Origin of the sequence: Methylotenera mobilis JLW8, from assembly GCF_000023705.1 — a bacterium.
GTDB classification, from domain to species: domain Bacteria; phylum Pseudomonadota; class Gammaproteobacteria; order Burkholderiales; family Methylophilaceae; genus Methylotenera; species Methylotenera mobilis.
On sequence record NC_012968.1, the window covers coordinates 616,886 to 631,215 of the forward strand.

Annotated in this window: 12 protein-coding genes; 6 read left to right on the forward strand and 6 right to left on the reverse strand. The window is 46.8% G+C overall.

What is annotated here, in order from left to right:
• Positions 1–93 precede the first annotated feature (93 nt).
• The 5 genes from adk to MMOL_RS02975 all read right to left on the reverse strand — a co-directional run bounded on the left by adk (position 94) and on the right by MMOL_RS02975 (position 6,370).
• On the reverse strand, positions 94–747 hold the full coding sequence (adk, locus tag MMOL_RS02955) for an adenylate kinase (RefSeq protein ID WP_015831530.1): 654 nt from the start codon (positions 745–747) through the stop codon (positions 94–96).
• An 80-nt stretch (positions 748–827) separates the two neighbouring features.
• Complete coding sequence (rsmA, locus tag MMOL_RS02960) at positions 828–1,601, reverse strand: 16S rRNA (adenine(1518)-N(6)/adenine(1519)-N(6))-dimethyltransferase RsmA (protein WP_015831531.1); 774 nt, start codon at positions 1,599–1,601, stop codon at positions 828–830.
• 36 nt (positions 1,602–1,637) lie between these two features.
• On the reverse strand, positions 1,638–2,654 hold the full coding sequence (gene pdxA, locus MMOL_RS02965) for a 4-hydroxythreonine-4-phosphate dehydrogenase PdxA (RefSeq protein ID WP_015831532.1): 1,017 nt from the start codon (positions 2,652–2,654) through the stop codon (positions 1,638–1,640).
• Between the two features lie 33 nt (positions 2,655–2,687).
• On the reverse strand, positions 2,688–3,992 hold the full coding sequence (locus MMOL_RS02970; protein ID WP_015831533.1) for a peptidylprolyl isomerase: 1,305 nt from the start codon (positions 3,990–3,992) through the stop codon (positions 2,688–2,690).
• 2 nt (positions 3,993–3,994) lie between these two features.
• The gene (locus MMOL_RS02975; protein WP_015831534.1) at positions 3,995–6,370 is read right to left on the reverse strand and encodes an LPS-assembly protein LptD; all 2,376 of its coding nucleotides are present in this window, start codon (positions 6,368–6,370) and stop codon (positions 3,995–3,997) included.
• A gap of 339 nt (positions 6,371–6,709) precedes the next feature.
• Here MMOL_RS02975 and MMOL_RS02980 point away from each other — a divergent pair, with 339 nt between their 5' ends.
• From MMOL_RS02980 to MMOL_RS03005, 6 genes are all read left to right on the forward strand, one after another.
• Positions 6,710–7,735: an aminoglycoside phosphotransferase family protein gene (locus MMOL_RS02980; protein ID WP_015831535.1), complete on the forward strand. Its 1,026-nt coding sequence runs from the start codon at positions 6,710–6,712 to the stop codon at positions 7,733–7,735.
• An 82-nt stretch (positions 7,736–7,817) separates the two neighbouring features.
• Positions 7,818–8,477: an N-acetylmuramate alpha-1-phosphate uridylyltransferase MurU gene (gene murU, locus MMOL_RS02985; RefSeq protein WP_015831536.1), complete on the forward strand. Its 660-nt coding sequence runs from the start codon at positions 7,818–7,820 to the stop codon at positions 8,475–8,477.
• A gap of 26 nt (positions 8,478–8,503) precedes the next feature.
• Entirely contained in the window at positions 8,504–9,808 is a 1,305-nt protein-coding gene (locus tag MMOL_RS02990) for an aminopeptidase P N-terminal domain-containing protein (RefSeq protein WP_015831537.1), read from the forward strand.
• Between the two features lie 6 nt (positions 9,809–9,814).
• Entirely contained in the window at positions 9,815–10,978 is a 1,164-nt protein-coding gene (locus tag MMOL_RS02995) for an FAD-dependent monooxygenase (protein WP_015831538.1), read from the forward strand.
• Entirely contained in the window at positions 10,975–12,171 is a 1,197-nt protein-coding gene (locus tag MMOL_RS03000) for an FAD-dependent monooxygenase (RefSeq protein WP_015831539.1), read from the forward strand. The genes MMOL_RS02995 and MMOL_RS03000 overlap by 4 nt, the downstream gene beginning before the upstream one ends.
• Positions 12,172–12,307: 136 nt before the next feature.
• Positions 12,308–13,024, forward strand: coding sequence for a DsbC family protein (locus MMOL_RS03005; protein ID WP_015831540.1), 717 nt, complete (start codon positions 12,308–12,310; stop codon positions 13,022–13,024).
• A 66-nt stretch (positions 13,025–13,090) separates the two neighbouring features.
• Here MMOL_RS03005 and MMOL_RS03010 read toward each other — a convergent pair whose 3' ends face one another.
• On the reverse strand, positions 13,091–14,314 hold the full coding sequence (locus tag MMOL_RS03010; RefSeq protein ID WP_015831541.1) for a type II secretion system F family protein: 1,224 nt from the start codon (positions 14,312–14,314) through the stop codon (positions 13,091–13,093).
• Positions 14,315–14,330: the final 16 nt, after the last annotated feature.

A 14,330-nucleotide genomic window follows, 5' to 3' on the forward strand; every position in this document is an offset into this window, starting at 1 on the left:
TTGGTGAAATTCTAGATGGCGCTAGCCGTTGGCTATGTTGTCGGCGGGAGCTATGGTGTGCAAACAGCCTTATATTTACACACCATAGTAGAGTTATTTTAAAGCTGCAAAAATATTTTCTTTAATCACGTTCATGTCGCCCAAGCCATTTACAAACACATGCTTAGGTGCGCCAGCTGTGCCGCTGCTTGCCCAGTCTGAGTAGTATTTCACTAGTGGCTTGGTTTGGTTGTGGTAAACGTCTAAACGTGTTTTCACTGTTTCAGCAACATCATCAGGACGTTGTACCAAATCTTCGCCGGTGACGTCATCTTTACCTTCTACTTTTGGCGGATTGAATTTAACGTGGTAGGTGCGGCCGCTGGCTGGGTGGCTGCGACGGCCGCTCATGCGTTCAATAATTGCTTCGTCAGGTACGTCGATTTCTACGACGTAATCAATGCCTACGCCTGCGCTTTTCATTGCTTCCGCTTGTGGAATAGTGCGTGGGAAACCGTCGAATAAGAAGCCATTCGCACAATCTGCCTCTTTAATACGCTCGCTAACCAGGCCGATAATCACAGCATCTGGAACCAAGCCACCGCTATCCATAAATGCTTTAGCTTCTAGGCCAAGTGGCGTGCCGGCTTTGACTGCGGCGCGCAACATATCACCAGTAGAAATTTGCGGGATATTAAATTTTTCACGTAAGTGAGTAGCTTGTGTGCCTTTGCCTGCACCTGGAGCGCCTAAAAGAATGATTCGCATTGTTCGGAAGTCCTTAATAGTAAATTTGAGGGTAGATTTTATCTTAAAAATGGTATTCGCCCCAGCGTGTGCTCAGGGCTTTAAGTGTTTTGACTCAGGTAGTTGCTGATGCCGGCAAAGTCTGCCACGCTAAGATTCTCGGCGCGCAGTGTTGAGTCGAGCGCTAAAGCTTTAAATCCTTCGTCATCCAGCAAGCCTTTTAGTGTGTTGCGTAGCGTTTTTCTGCGTTGCCCAAATGCGGCGGTGACTACTTGAGCAAATAAAGCTTCATCATCCGCTGGGTGTGGCAAAGATGCATGCGGTACACAGCGCACAAATGCGGATTCCACTTTAGGCGCCGGGTCAAAAGCCTCTGGCGGCACCGTGAATAGGTATTCCATTTGCAGGCGGTATTGCAGCATCACGCTTAGCCGTCCGTATGCTGCGGTAGAGGGGGATGCGACCATGCGCTCCACTACCTCTTTTTGTAGCATAAAGTGCATGTCGATGATTGAGGCGACATTGTTCAGTAGGTGAAACAAGATAGGTGTGGAAATGTTGTACGGTAAGTTACCAACTACTCTGATTGCGTTGCCTAAGCTTGAAAAATCAAACTTGAGTGCATCAGAGTTATGGATGGTGATTTTATTATGCACATAAGTTTTTTCCATCCAGCTGATGATGTCACGATCAACTTCTACAACGTGCAGCATGTCTAGCTGCTGCATTAACGGTTGTGTTAATGCGCCTAAACCAGGGCCAATTTCTACCATGAGGTCATTTGCTTTTGGTGAAATTGCGTCAACCAAACTGGAAATAACACCTTGGTCAGTAAGGAAGTTTTGGCCGAAGCGTTTTTTTGCAATGTGTTTCATGGTGTTAATCAATAATAGGTGGAAGCATGTGAATCGTTACACAGTGCTGGATGTTTTGTTATGAGTGAGCTGAATGGCTAGCTCAATAGCTGCGAGTAAACTGCCAATTTCAATCTTACCCGTTCCCGCCAAATCGAGTGCGGTACCATGGTCCACAGAGGTGCGGATAATCGGCAGACCCAATGTTACATTCACGCCCTCACCAAAACTGGCATGTTTGAGCACAGGTAAACCTTGATCATGGTACATGGCCAATACGGCATCAGCGTGTTTTAAATGATGTTTCGCAAATAGGGTGTCGGCAGGCAATGCGCCTATCAGGTTCATCCCTTCCTTACGCAACTTGGCCAGCACTGGGTTAATCACGTCTATTTCTTCGCGACCTAAATAGCCGTCTTCCCCAGCGTGGGGATTAAGCCCCGCCACTAGAATACGAGGATTCTGGATGCCAAACTTGTTGACCAAGTCATGGTGCAGAATGCGAATCGTGGTTTCCAGGCTCGGTTTGGTAATGGCATCTGGTACGTCTTTTAAGGCTAAGTGCGTAGTGGCCAATGCAACGCGCATGCTGTCTGCCTGATGGCCGGATACCAGCATCATCACGACTTGTGGCGTGTGAGTGAGCTCGGCTAAAAATTCGGTATGGCCGCTAAACGTAATGCCTGCATCATTGATGATGCCTTTATGCACAGGGGCCGTGACCATGGCATCAAACTCTGCTTGGACACAACCAGCAGCCGCTGTTTTTAAGGTTTCCAGCACATAGCCGCTATTGTTAGCGTTGAGTTGGCCGGCAATCACTGGCTGGTGAATCGCCTGATGAAGCACTGTAAGTGAGCCATTGCCTAGGTGTGGTTGCCGTGTATTGGCATCATAAGCTACAGTCTGCAGCGGGAGTTTAAGCGCTTGCGCACGTGCATGTAGCATCTCGGTATCGGCAACGACTACTAGCTGGGCGTCTAGTGGTTTTGCTGCCAGCATGACGCATAAATCAGGGCCGATGCCAGCAGGTTCACCTGCGGTTACAACAATACGAGGTAATGGTTTTGTCACTGTAATGGTTTCGTGATGGTGGCGTTAAGCGCTTTAATATTTGTCTTCAAGCCTTAGCTCGACGAAAGCGCGGTCACGCAGTTCACGAATCCAGTCTTGGTAAGCTTCATCCGCTTTTCTTGCGCGGATTTCCTGACGTGCTTTTAAGCGCGCTGCCTCTTTGCTCATGTCTTGTTTTTTGCGTTCTAGCACTTGAATTACGTGCCAACCAAATGGGCTCAGCACTGGCGCACTGATTTCATTTGGTTGCAGGCTATTCATTGCCTTTTCAAACTGAGGCACTGTGTCGCCCGGATTAACCCAGCCTAAATCACCGCCATTAGATGCTGTGCCGTCTTCAGAAAACTGGCGCGCCAGTACTTCAAATTTTTCGCCATTATCTAAGCGTTCTTTGATGCCATCCATTTTAGTTTTGGCATCTTTTTCCGACATGACTTCAGAAAGCTTAATCAGGATATGGCGCGCGTGCGTTTGCTCGATAATTAGCGGGGAGCTGCCACCACGTTTGTCTGTCAGCTTCAGAATGTGAAAGCCATTCGGGCTACGTAATGCAGCTGAAACCTCACCTTTTTGCATTGCTTTTAATGCGTCAAGAAAGAGTGCTGGCATTTGTGCACCTTGTTTCCAGCCAATGTTGCCGCCTTCCAGTGCATTAGGTGCATCAGAAAAGCTTGCCGATACTTTTGCGAAACTGGTGCCTGAAGCTAGTGCTGCAAATATTTCGTCCACTTTTGTTTTAGCCTTTTGTACATCTTCAGTGGCGGCGTCTTCTGGTACACGAATCAAGATATGAGAGATTTCATATTCATCTTGATTCTGATTGGTGGAAGCTTGTGTGGTCAGGTAGTTATCAATTTCAGATTCACTGACATTAACGCGGCTTTCAACTTCACGTTCGCGTAGTCTGGCAATGGTAATTTCGTTGCGAATATCTGATCTGAATTTACGTACGCTAATGCCGTCTTGGTTGAGCGCATCGTAGAACTCTCTCACTGTCATTTTGTTTTGCTCAGCAATACGTTCTATGGTCTTGTCGAGCTGCATGTCATCGACTTTAATGCCGGTTTGTGCTGCGTATTGCAGCTGCAGTGCATCTGAGATCAAACGCTCTAAGATTTGTTTTCTTAAGATGCTGGCTTCAGGTAGCTCTGTGCCTTGTTTTTTTAGCTGGGCACTCAGTGAAACGATGCGGCTTTCCAGCTCTTGCTCTGTAATCACTGATTGGTCAACGATGGCGACGATGCGATCCATTTTGGTTACGTCGGCTGCCGCCAAGCAGTTGAGTTGGCTGAAACTTAAGGCAATAAAGAGTGAGATTTTACTAAAGTTACGCAACATAATTACTCGTAATATGATGATTGAGGGTTGTCCGGAATGAAGTTAGAGCCGACATAACCCGGAACGTTTCGTTTAATTACAGTTAATGGGTTCGCGCCAATAGAAGCAAGCCCGCCGAGTTCGAGTTGGAAGAATAGTGCGTAGTTTGCATCCGCAGTAGCCGTAGTCACCCGTTGCATCACGCCGCGTGCTTGCCAGCAGCCTGCATCATACTCTAAACCTGCAAGGCTTTCGATGATGTTCTTTTCACGCATGGAGTAGTTCATGCGTCCAATTCCGTACCAGCCTTTGCCTAATGGCCATTGGCTGGAAATGTTGAACTGATCCAGTAAGTCCTGTCTGTAACTGTAGCTTAGATTTAACACCTTGCCTGGTTCCGGGTTATAACGGCTGGTGATCGTGGTTCTCACTGCAGTGGAGTCGTCGGTGTTGTATTGCCAGAATGCATCAATCTTCCAGCTGTTTCTAAGCTGACCGGTAATGCCGGCAATGACGTCTGAGCTGTTGTTTTTACGGAATGTAGACAGATTGCTATAGTCCAAGGCAACTTGTTGGTCGGCAAAATAATAGCGTTGACCTATCGATGCGGATAAACGCTGCGTGCCACTGCTGCTTTCAATAAAGCGCGTGGTGAGCGCAAAGCTTAGCTGATTTGCGTTGTTAATGCGGTCGTTGCCAGTAAATTGGTTTTCCGAAAATAAGGTGGCAAAGTTTAAGTCGGTTACACTGCTGTCAAACACCGGGATTTTCGCCTGGTTGCGATCGGGTATGTAAACGTAGAATAGTCTAGGTTCGATTGTCTGCGAGTAGCCGCGATTGGCAATTTTAAAGTCACGGTCAAAATATAAGCCACTGTCTAGGCTGAATATGGGCAGGGTTCTATGTAAAGACTCCTGATCTGCCGCAACGTTATTTAAATTGTAGCTGGTGTAATGCACACCCAGTTTTGGTGTGATGTAGCCATATGGCCTGCTCATTGGCAGCGTGATGCTTGGGTAAGCTGTGAAACGTGTACCGGTCGGGCGTGCTGTGCTGTTATTATTGTTATCAAAAGCAACTAGCTGTGTGTATAGGTTCAAATTCATGTCACCATAAGTTTTGCCGCCAGATAAAGTCATTTGCGGCAGGCGTTCGTATGGGAATGATACGTTATCTAAGGTTTGGAACTTTTGCGCAATCGCGTTAAAGCTCCAGTTTTCATCCGCGTAATCCACATTAAATTGTTGTGGCAAGTTAATGCGGCTGGTGGTGACAATTCGGGTAGAAAGCTCTGAGAAGTACTGGCTATCGGATACTTTATCTAAGCTATAGCCTGCAGACCAGCCATTACCAAGTCGGTGCTGGTGTTTTAAGCTGGCGAAGTAGCGATTCTCATTAGTGAGGCTGTCGCTAGGCAAGTATTCTATATTATCCGTACCCGAGAAGTTTTCCTCCATATAACGGAACTCGCCCTGTAGCTGCACGCCACGCTTACTTAAGGCGCGTACACCCAGAGTGGCATCCATATTGGGGGCAATGTTCCAATAGAAAGGCGTGAGTACTTCAAAGCCGCTGCGGCTGGTGCTACCCATGGTGGGCGCGAGCAAGCCGGTTTTACGCTGATTATTGAATGAGAACTCAATCCATGGGGTGTACAGCAATGGAACGCCTTTAAACTCAACACGCGCGTTAGTAGCGCTACCAGAGCTGGTGTAGTCGTCTAGCTTGATCTCGCTGGCTTTAATGTACCAGTCATTTACGCCAACCTCACAGGTGGTATAGCGTGCATTGGTCAGACGTTTTTTATCCTCGCCTTCAAAATAGATATGCTCTGCATTGCCGCGCACCGTAGAGGCCCTTGGCGCTAGCTGCACTTCTCCATAACGATTCATTTTCGTGGTGCCCGGTGCGCCTGTCCTGGTTTGATAGCGCTGTTGCTCGTTACCTAGTTCGTCGGCAAAAACTAATGCGTCATCATCTTGCGTGCTTGATATGCGTGCGCTCTTGGGCATGATGATAGAGGCATCACGCATTTCGCCAATACTTTCTGATAGGCGCATACGTAACTCAGGGCCTGATAGCGTTGCGCCGCCCACTTCAACTCTGGCGTTGCCAGTGACGTGGAGCTCATCATTTTGTACGTTGTATTCTATGATGTCACCATAGGCGGTTTGTTTGCCGCGGTGAATTTCGGCATTGCCGATAGCACGCATCTTTCTGTCTAGATGCAGTTCCAGTTTGTCGCCATCAATAACGATGCCGTCAGTGGTTTCTTGCTCACTGCTGGGCGTGCGCTCGGTTGGTATGCTTTCCGGTGGCGTGTTCTCGTTTGCGTGCGATTGCGGTGCGTATGCCAATACAATAGGGGTAATGGCAGCTAAAAAGCGATTTTTTAGCATGCGCGTACCATCATAGGCTGCATAGGGTTGAGCGGTGAAATTAAAAGCACGGGTATATTGGCAAACTGTTTTATTTTATCAATGTTAAAATCTCACATATTGCATTTTTTGGCAATCAGAAATTGACGTTGCCGCAGTGGTCGCTAAGGTTGCCTCTTAAGGTTGCAATGTACGCTTTTGGCGTTAATCAACATACTTAGGCTAGTTATTCTCAGGGACTGACGATTTTTAGGCGCCGGCAATTTTCAAGTGAAATTAAAAGCAAATTATACTTGTATAGCAGCGTTAACGATACATGGTTTCAGATATATCAACATTTAAAATGTTAGAAAGATAGACGTGGATAAGGGTCAGCAAGATATAAGGCAAGAGCAGTTGGTGGCATGGCTAGCACTGGCGCTGCAGCATAATGAGTTTAGCTTAACGACTGCCTCGGCAGATGCTAGTTTTAGGCGTTATTTTAGAGTGCACCTAACCGCCAAGGATGGCAGTGCCGAGACCTTGATCGCCATGGATGCGCCGCCACCGCAAGAAAACTGCGAGCCATTTGTGCGTATCGCGGCTTTGTTTGGTGATGCTGGCATGCATGTGCCTAAAGTGTTAGCGCAAGATTTAGCACAGGGTTTTTTGTTGCTGAGCGATTTGGGCGATGTGACATATTTAAGCATGCTCAATCACACCAGCGCACCAAGCTTGTATCATGATGCCAATAGCGCGCTTATTAAGTTACAGCTAGCGAGCAAGCCAGATGTGCTGCCTGATTATGATGCTGCATTACTCACTCGTGAGATGCAGCTTTTACCTGATTGGTACATCAATAAGCATCTGAATGTGACTTTGGATGAGAAACAGCAGGCTGTTTTGCAGCAAACGTTTGAAGTGCTGAATCGCAACATTTTGGCACAGGGTAAGGTGTATGTGCACCGAGATTACCATGCACGTAATTTGATGGTCTGTGAAGATAACCCCGGTGTTTTAGATTTTCAAGATGCTGTGTATGGACCGATTACCTACGATTTAGTGTCTTTGTTAAAAGATGCTTATATTGGCTGGGAAGAAGAGCAGATTATTGATTGGTGTGTACGTTACTGGCAGGCGGCACGTAAAGCAGAGTTACCAGTGCCTGATGATTTTAGCGAGTTTTATCGTGACTTTGAATACATGGGAGCACAGCGCCACATCAAGGTGCTGGGTATTTTTGCAAGACTTTACCATCGTGACGGTAAAGACGGTTACTTAAAAGATATGCCGCTAGTAATGGCTTATCTACGCAAAGTGTGTGAGCGCTATATTGAACTTAAACCATTGCTGCGTCTGTTAGACAGTTTAGAGGGCACTAAACCGCAAGTTGGCTACACGTTCTAGATATGTGTTAATCGCATGCACCATAATAAAATCGTTCTTGAAATGAAAATGGTTCTTGATAAAAGGTGATGATTTGAAAGCAATGATATTGGCAGCAGGGCGCGGTGAGCGCATGCGCCCACTGACCGACCATACTCCTAAACCATTATTGCCAATTGCTGGTAAGCCTCTCATAGTTTGGCACCTGGAGCGCTTGTCGCAGGCAGGTTTTAAAGAAGTGGTGATTAATCATGCGCATCTAGGAGGCATGATTGAGGCTGCCCTGCAAGACGGTGCGCAATGGGGATTGCAGATTGAATACTCTGCTGAGACTGTGGCTTTGGAAACTGCTGGCGGTATTGCAAACGCACTGCACTTGTTGGGCGATGAGCAGTTTCTAGTGGTGAATGGTGATGTGTTTACCGATATCTCATTTGCCAACCTTAAATTAAGCCCGGGTAATTTGGCGCATTTGGTGCTGATTGATAACCCGCCACAGCATCAGCAAGGCGACTTTGCATTTGTAGATGAAATAATTAAATTGGAAGGTGAGCCCAAGCTGACATTTTCTGGGGTGGGGGTGTATCCCCCAGCTTTGTTCGCAGGCATTAAGCGCGGCGAGCCGGCAAAGCTGGCACCACTGTTAAAGCAGGCCATTGCTGATGGTAAAGTAAGCGCAGAGCATTTTAGAGGCGTGTGGCATGATATCGGTACACCTGAACGCCTAGCGGCACTAAATCAGCAATTACTTGGTCACAGCTGAAAGTAAAAAAAGAAATCAAACTTAATATGTTTAATCTGAATGAATTTAAAACACGCCGCCGTCAGTTGCTGCAAACCATGGGTGAGGGGATTGCCATTATCCCAACCTCACCAGAGCTAATTCGCAATCGAGATAGCCATTATCCGTATCGTTTTGATAGCTACTTTTATTATTTAAGTGGGTTTAAAGAACCTGAGGCTTTGCTAGTGTTAATTGCTGGTGAAGACCCTAGAAGTATTCTATTTTGTCGAGACAAAGATATAGAGCGTGAAATTTGGGACGGCTTTCGCTATGGAGCTGACGCTGCTAAGCAAACGTTTGGATTTGATCAGGCATACAGTTTTAATGCATTAGATGAGTTGATGCCTAAATTACTGACTAACCAATCCAAACTGTTTTATAGCTTAGGGACAGACAGTGCATGGGATACGCGAGTAACTGGCTGGTTAAATCAAGTGAAAACGCAAGCCAGAAGTGGTGCCAGTGCGCCGGATGAGATGGTGGATGTCCGTAAGTATGTAGATGAAATGCGTTTGTATAAAACTCACTATGAGTTGGGTCTTATGCAGCAGTCTGCCGACATCGCAGCGCGCGCTCATGCACGTGCGATGCGTCATGTGCGTGCTGGGCAAATGGAGTATGAGTTAGAGGCTGAGTTTTTGCATGAGTTCTATCGCTCTGGCGCACAGGCGCCGGCTTATACCAGTATCGTGGCTGGCGGCGCCAATGCTTGCACCTTGCATTACAACGCGAATAACTGTGTATTGAAAGATGGTGACCTGTTATTGATTGATGCAGGTTGTGAGTTAGACGGTTATGCGTCAGATATTACGCGTACGTTTCCAGTGAATGGTAAGTTTAGCGCGGCACAGCGTGATGTCTATGCATTGGTGCTGGCTGCACAGGCTGCGGCGATTGCTCAGGTTAAACCAGAAAGCCATTGGAACTCACCACATGAGGCAGCGTTGGATGTATTGGTGCAGGGTATGATTGATTTGAAGTTATGCCACGGCAGTAAAGACGCTGTTCTGGAAAGTGGTGCGTATCGTCAGTTTTATATGCACCGTACTGGCCATTGGCTAGGGCTGGATGTGCATGATGCGGGCGAGTATAAAGATAAAGCAGGTGCTTGGCGTAAGCTGGAGACTGGCATGGTGCTGACGGTAGAGCCAGGCTGCTATATTCGTCCGGCGGAGAACGTCCCCGAGCATTTTTGGAATATCGGGATTCGTATCGAGGATGATGTGGTGGTGACCGATAGCAGCTGCGATATTCTGACTATCAACGCACCTAAGACCATTGCCGACATTGAAGCAATCATGCGCGGTTAATTTGTGATGGCAAATAAAGATAATATTGTGATTGTGGGCGGTGGCCCGGTAGGCATGGTGCTGGCGCTTTTATTGGCTAAGCAAGGCGTTGCCAGTACGCTGCTTGAAGCACGTAAGCTGGGTGCTGCTAATCAAGATACGCGCGCGCTTGCTTTGTCATACGGCACGCGGCGCATCCTTGAAAAACTGGGCGTTTGGCAGCATTTGTCAGCGCATGCAACGGCGATCAATACCATTCACGTATCGCAAAAGGGCAGCTTAGGGCGTAGCATTTTGCGGGCGCAGGATTACCAGCAAGAGGCGCTGGGTTATGTGCTGTCCTACGGAGCTTTGTGTACGGTGTTGAATGCAGAGTTGCAGCGCTTAACTATAGTCTCCTTGATAGACGAGGCGCAGGCCGATGCGATTAGTTACGATGATCAACAGGCGGTGATTCGCTACACGCGTTTGGGTGAGCAGGCTCAGTTAAGCAGTGCATTGGCGGTGTTAGCTGATGGTGGGCGCAGTTTGGAAGCTGCCGCAGGCTTGCAGCGTGAAACCAAAGAGTACGGACACGATGCGTTAATTACCAAAGTGAGCGCGGAGTTGGCGCATGATAATGTCGCCTACGAACGGTTTACGGCAGAAGGCCCAATGGCGCTACTGCCGAATGGTGAGCGCGACTTTTCTTTGGTGTGGACCGGTAAAAAAGAGTTAATTGAACCATTGCTGGCGTTAAGTGATGCCGAGTTCTTGGCGCAATTTCATGCGCAATTTGGTGATCGCGTTGGGCGATTCTTAACTGTAGGCAAACGCATGACATTCCCTTTGCGGTTATCACAGCTGCAAGAAGCCGCGACCCCGCATCTGGTCGTCATCGGCAATGCGGCACAAACCATGCACCCAGTGGCTGGGCAGGGGTTTAACGTAGGCTTGCGCGATGCGGAAGTGTTGGCGCAGCATATTGTGCACGCTAATGCTACGTTAGGTAGTGTGGAGATGTTGGCTGCATACCGTGCCAGCCGCAAAACGGATACCAAAAATGGACTGCTATTTACCGATTTCTTAGTGAATATTTTTTCAAATGATATTTTGGGCTTTGCCAAGTTAAGAAGTGTGGGCTTGGGTGTATTTGATTTGGTAGCGCCAGTGAAACGTCATTTGGTACGTAAAATGAGCTTTGGTAAATGATGGAACCTCACTTAAAAACAGATGTAACTATTGTTGGTGCTGGGTTGGTGGGCATGGCTGCTGCCGTTGCCTTTGATCAAGCCGGTTACCAGGTGGCCTTGGTGGATAGCCAAACTCAGCCCGTGCCTAGTTATTCTGATGAGGATTGGGATCAGCGTATTTATGCAATCAGCCCCAATAATATGCAGTGGCTGAGCCAGTTAGGTGTTTGGCCTTTATTAGATACAAAGCGCATTGCCGAAATGCAATCTATGGAAATATGGGGCGATACCGGCGCACAGCCGCTGCAACTGCATGCGGAAGATGTGAGTGCTAATTGCTTAGGTTTTATTGTAGAAGAGCGTTTGCTAAAAGACGCACTTTTAAAGAGTATACAGGCGAGTAATATACGCGTGATTGAGAGACATCGTTGTTTGTCGGTTCAATCATCGCCTCAGCTTACGCAATTGAAGTTAGCTAATCAGCAGGTAATAGACAGCACGTTGTTATTAGCTGCGGATGGAGCTAACTCTTGGGTCAGGCAGCAGTTAGTGGTTGGGGTGCAACATAAGGATTATGAGCAAACAGCAATCGTTGCTAACTTTGTCACAGAGCAGTCGCATGCAAACATCGCAAGGCAATGGTTTACTCACGATGCCGCAGGTAGGAGCGCGGTATTGGCGTGGCTGCCATTGCCGGACAATAAAATTTCAATTGTTTGGTCTGCACCTACTGAGTATGCGAAATCCTTATTGCAGCTATCAGCAGACGCATTCACGCATGAGGTTATGCAGGCGGGAGGTGGTGCCTTAGGCACGATGAGCCTCATGGGGCAGCCAACAGGTTTCCCGTTAGCATTGAAACATGTGAGCGATAGCGTCAAGTCGTCGGTGGTTTTAGTAGGTGATGCTGCACATCGTGTTCATCCTATGGCTGGGCAAGGAGTTAATCTGGGTTTTAGAGATGTGATTGATTTGCTAAACTTATTGAGCAGCAAGCATGTCTATCAAGCAATTAACGATGCAGCATTGCTGAAGCAATACGCTAGGGTGAGAAAAGCAGATTTGCTGAATATGGTTACGCTTACCAATGGTTTATATCATTTGTTTGAAAGTTCTTATACCGTTGTGAAGAGTGCACGTAACTGGGGTTTGGCTGCGGCTAACCAGCAAACGCTTAGGAAGCTGCTAGTTGCCAATGCCATCTCACTTTAGAGGTGTTAGAAGATGTATTAAGAAGTGTTTGTTTTGAAGTGTATGTTTTAATTAAGCGATTAAATGGCACTGGAATTGCAGTTGTTCGCAAATGTTCTATGTAAAGCGTTATCCATCATTATTCAAAGGAAATTAGATGTTAAAGAAGTTCGCTAGTATTGCTTTGCTCAGCGCGTTTGCAACAGCTGCTGTGGCAGATGAAGCCAGTGTTAAAAAAGCCGTTGAAGCTGCTTACCCTAAGTTCAAGGTAGAGAAAGTCACAAAAACACCCTATACCGGGCTGTATGAAGTGTTCATGGGTGGGCAGATTATTTATACCGATGAAAAAATGTCATTTTTAATCGCAGAAGGTCATTTGGTTGATCCAAAAACCAAAAAAGATCTTACTAGTGAGCGCTTGGAGGAGCTGACCAGGGTTGACTTCTCCTCCCTACCATTAAATCAGGCGATTAAAGTAGTGAAAGGAAATGGCAGCCGTAAGTTGGTTGTGTTTTCCGATGTGGATTGCCCTTTCTGCAAACGGTTGGAGCGTAATGAGTTAGCTAATGTTACAGACGTCACGGTTTATACTTTCTTATTCCCGATTGAGCAGTTGCACCCAGATGCAGCGAGTAAATCAAAGCTGATCTGGTGCGCGAAAGATCGCGTAAAAGCGTGGGAAGATTGGATTTTAAGAGATCAACTGCCTAGTGCTGCTGGCAGTTGTGAGGTACCTTTAGACAAAGTGGGAGAGCTAGCAAGAAAAGTTGGTGTGACTAGTACCCCTACCTTAATTTTCGCAGACGGCAAGCGTATGTTAGGTGCACAGCCTTACAAAGAGATTGAGCGCATGCTATCGGCAAGTAAAAAATAAGTGAAAAGCAGATAAAGAGTATGCAAGTAAATAGGGTGGTGTAAATCACCCTATTTTTCCGTGATATTAGCCACTTACAACCTGGCCAAGTTTGAAAATAGGCAGATATAACGCGACGACTAAGCCGCCAATTAGCACGCCAAGCACGACCATAATGATAGGTTCCATCAGGCTGGAGAGTGCTTCTACGGCATCATCCACCTCACCCTCATAGAAATCAGCCACTTTGCCTAGCATAGAGTCTAATGCCCCGGACTCTTCACCAATCGCCGTCATTTGCAACACCATGTTTGGGAAAACCTCCGCATTCTGCATGGCAACAGTTAAGCTGGTACCTGTACTAATCTCGCTCTGGATTCTTTTTGTTGCATCGTAATACACACGATTCCCAGACGCACCAGCGACCGAGTCCAAGGCTTCAACCAAGGGTACGCCTGCCGAGAACATGGTCGCCATGGTTCGTGCAAATCTTGCAATGGTCGCCTTGCGGACTAAATCTCCAAATACAGGTACTTTTAACATTAGTCTATCCATCGTAGCTTGCATAGAGAGTGACCGTTTCCATGTGTAGAAAAAGAACCATAGCCCGAACCCAATAGAGCCAAATATTGCCCACCACCAATTTACAAAAAACTCAGAGATTGCCATTACGACTAAGGTTGGCCCGGGAAGATCTGCGCCAAAGCTAGAAAATAACTCTTTAAATGCGGGTACCACGAAAATCATAATCACTGCTGTGATAATAAATGCAACCACAATAATAGAAACTGGGTAAAACAATGCGGATTTTATTTTTGACTTAATGGCTTGAATTTTTTCTTTATAAGTGGCGAGTCTATCCAGTAATGTATCCAGAATACCTGCTTGCTCGCCCGCGCTAATCAAGTTGCAGAATAATGCGTCAAAGTATAAAGGGTATTTGCGGAAGGCTGCACTTAGACTGCTACCTGTTTCCACATCAGACTTGATGTCCCCAAGCAGCTTGGCGACAGCGGGATTGCTATGACCTTTGCCCACAATATCAAAAGATTGCAACAAGGGAACGCCAGATTTCATCATGGTGGCAAGCTGACGTGTAAATAAAGTAATATCTTTATCCGTGACTTTACCTGTATTTGCAAAACCACTTTGTTTTTTTACTTTGGTGACAGTAACTCCTTGGCGGCGTAAGGTGGCACTGACAAATGATTCGCCAGATGCTTTCATTTCCCCCTTAACAATTTTGCCTTTTTTATCTTTACCTACCCAGGTATAAATAACTTCTTTTGATGCCTTAGGATTGGCTGCCATAATCATTCCCTGAGTG

What these genes read in the sequence shown, in the direction of transcription:
- MMOL_RS03010 (WP_015831541.1), bottom strand. Translation starts at nt 14,314, where the DNA reads ATGGCAGCCAATCCTAAGGCATCAAAAGAAGTTATTTATACCTGGGTA.
- MMOL_RS02995 (WP_015831538.1), top strand. Translation starts at nt 9,815, where the DNA reads ATGGCAAATAAAGATAATATTGTGATTGTGGGCGGTGGCCCGGTAGGC.
- rsmA (WP_015831531.1), bottom strand. Translation starts at nt 1,601, where the DNA reads ATGAAACACATTGCAAAAAAACGCTTCGGCCAAAACTTCCTTACTGAC.
- MMOL_RS03000 (WP_015831539.1), top strand. Translation starts at nt 10,975, where the DNA reads ATGATGGAACCTCACTTAAAAACAGATGTAACTATTGTTGGTGCTGGG.
- MMOL_RS03005 (WP_015831540.1), top strand. Translation starts at nt 12,308, where the DNA reads ATGTTAAAGAAGTTCGCTAGTATTGCTTTGCTCAGCGCGTTTGCAACA.
- adk (WP_015831530.1), bottom strand. Translation starts at nt 747, where the DNA reads ATGCGAATCATTCTTTTAGGCGCTCCAGGTGCAGGCAAAGGCACACAA.
- MMOL_RS02975 (WP_015831534.1), bottom strand. Translation starts at nt 6,370, where the DNA reads ATGCTAAAAAATCGCTTTTTAGCTGCCATTACCCCTATTGTATTGGCA.
- murU (WP_015831536.1), top strand. Translation starts at nt 7,818, where the DNA reads ATGATATTGGCAGCAGGGCGCGGTGAGCGCATGCGCCCACTGACCGAC.
- MMOL_RS02990 (WP_015831537.1), top strand. Translation starts at nt 8,504, where the DNA reads ATGTTTAATCTGAATGAATTTAAAACACGCCGCCGTCAGTTGCTGCAA.
- MMOL_RS02970 (WP_015831533.1), bottom strand. Translation starts at nt 3,992, where the DNA reads ATGTTGCGTAACTTTAGTAAAATCTCACTCTTTATTGCCTTAAGTTTC.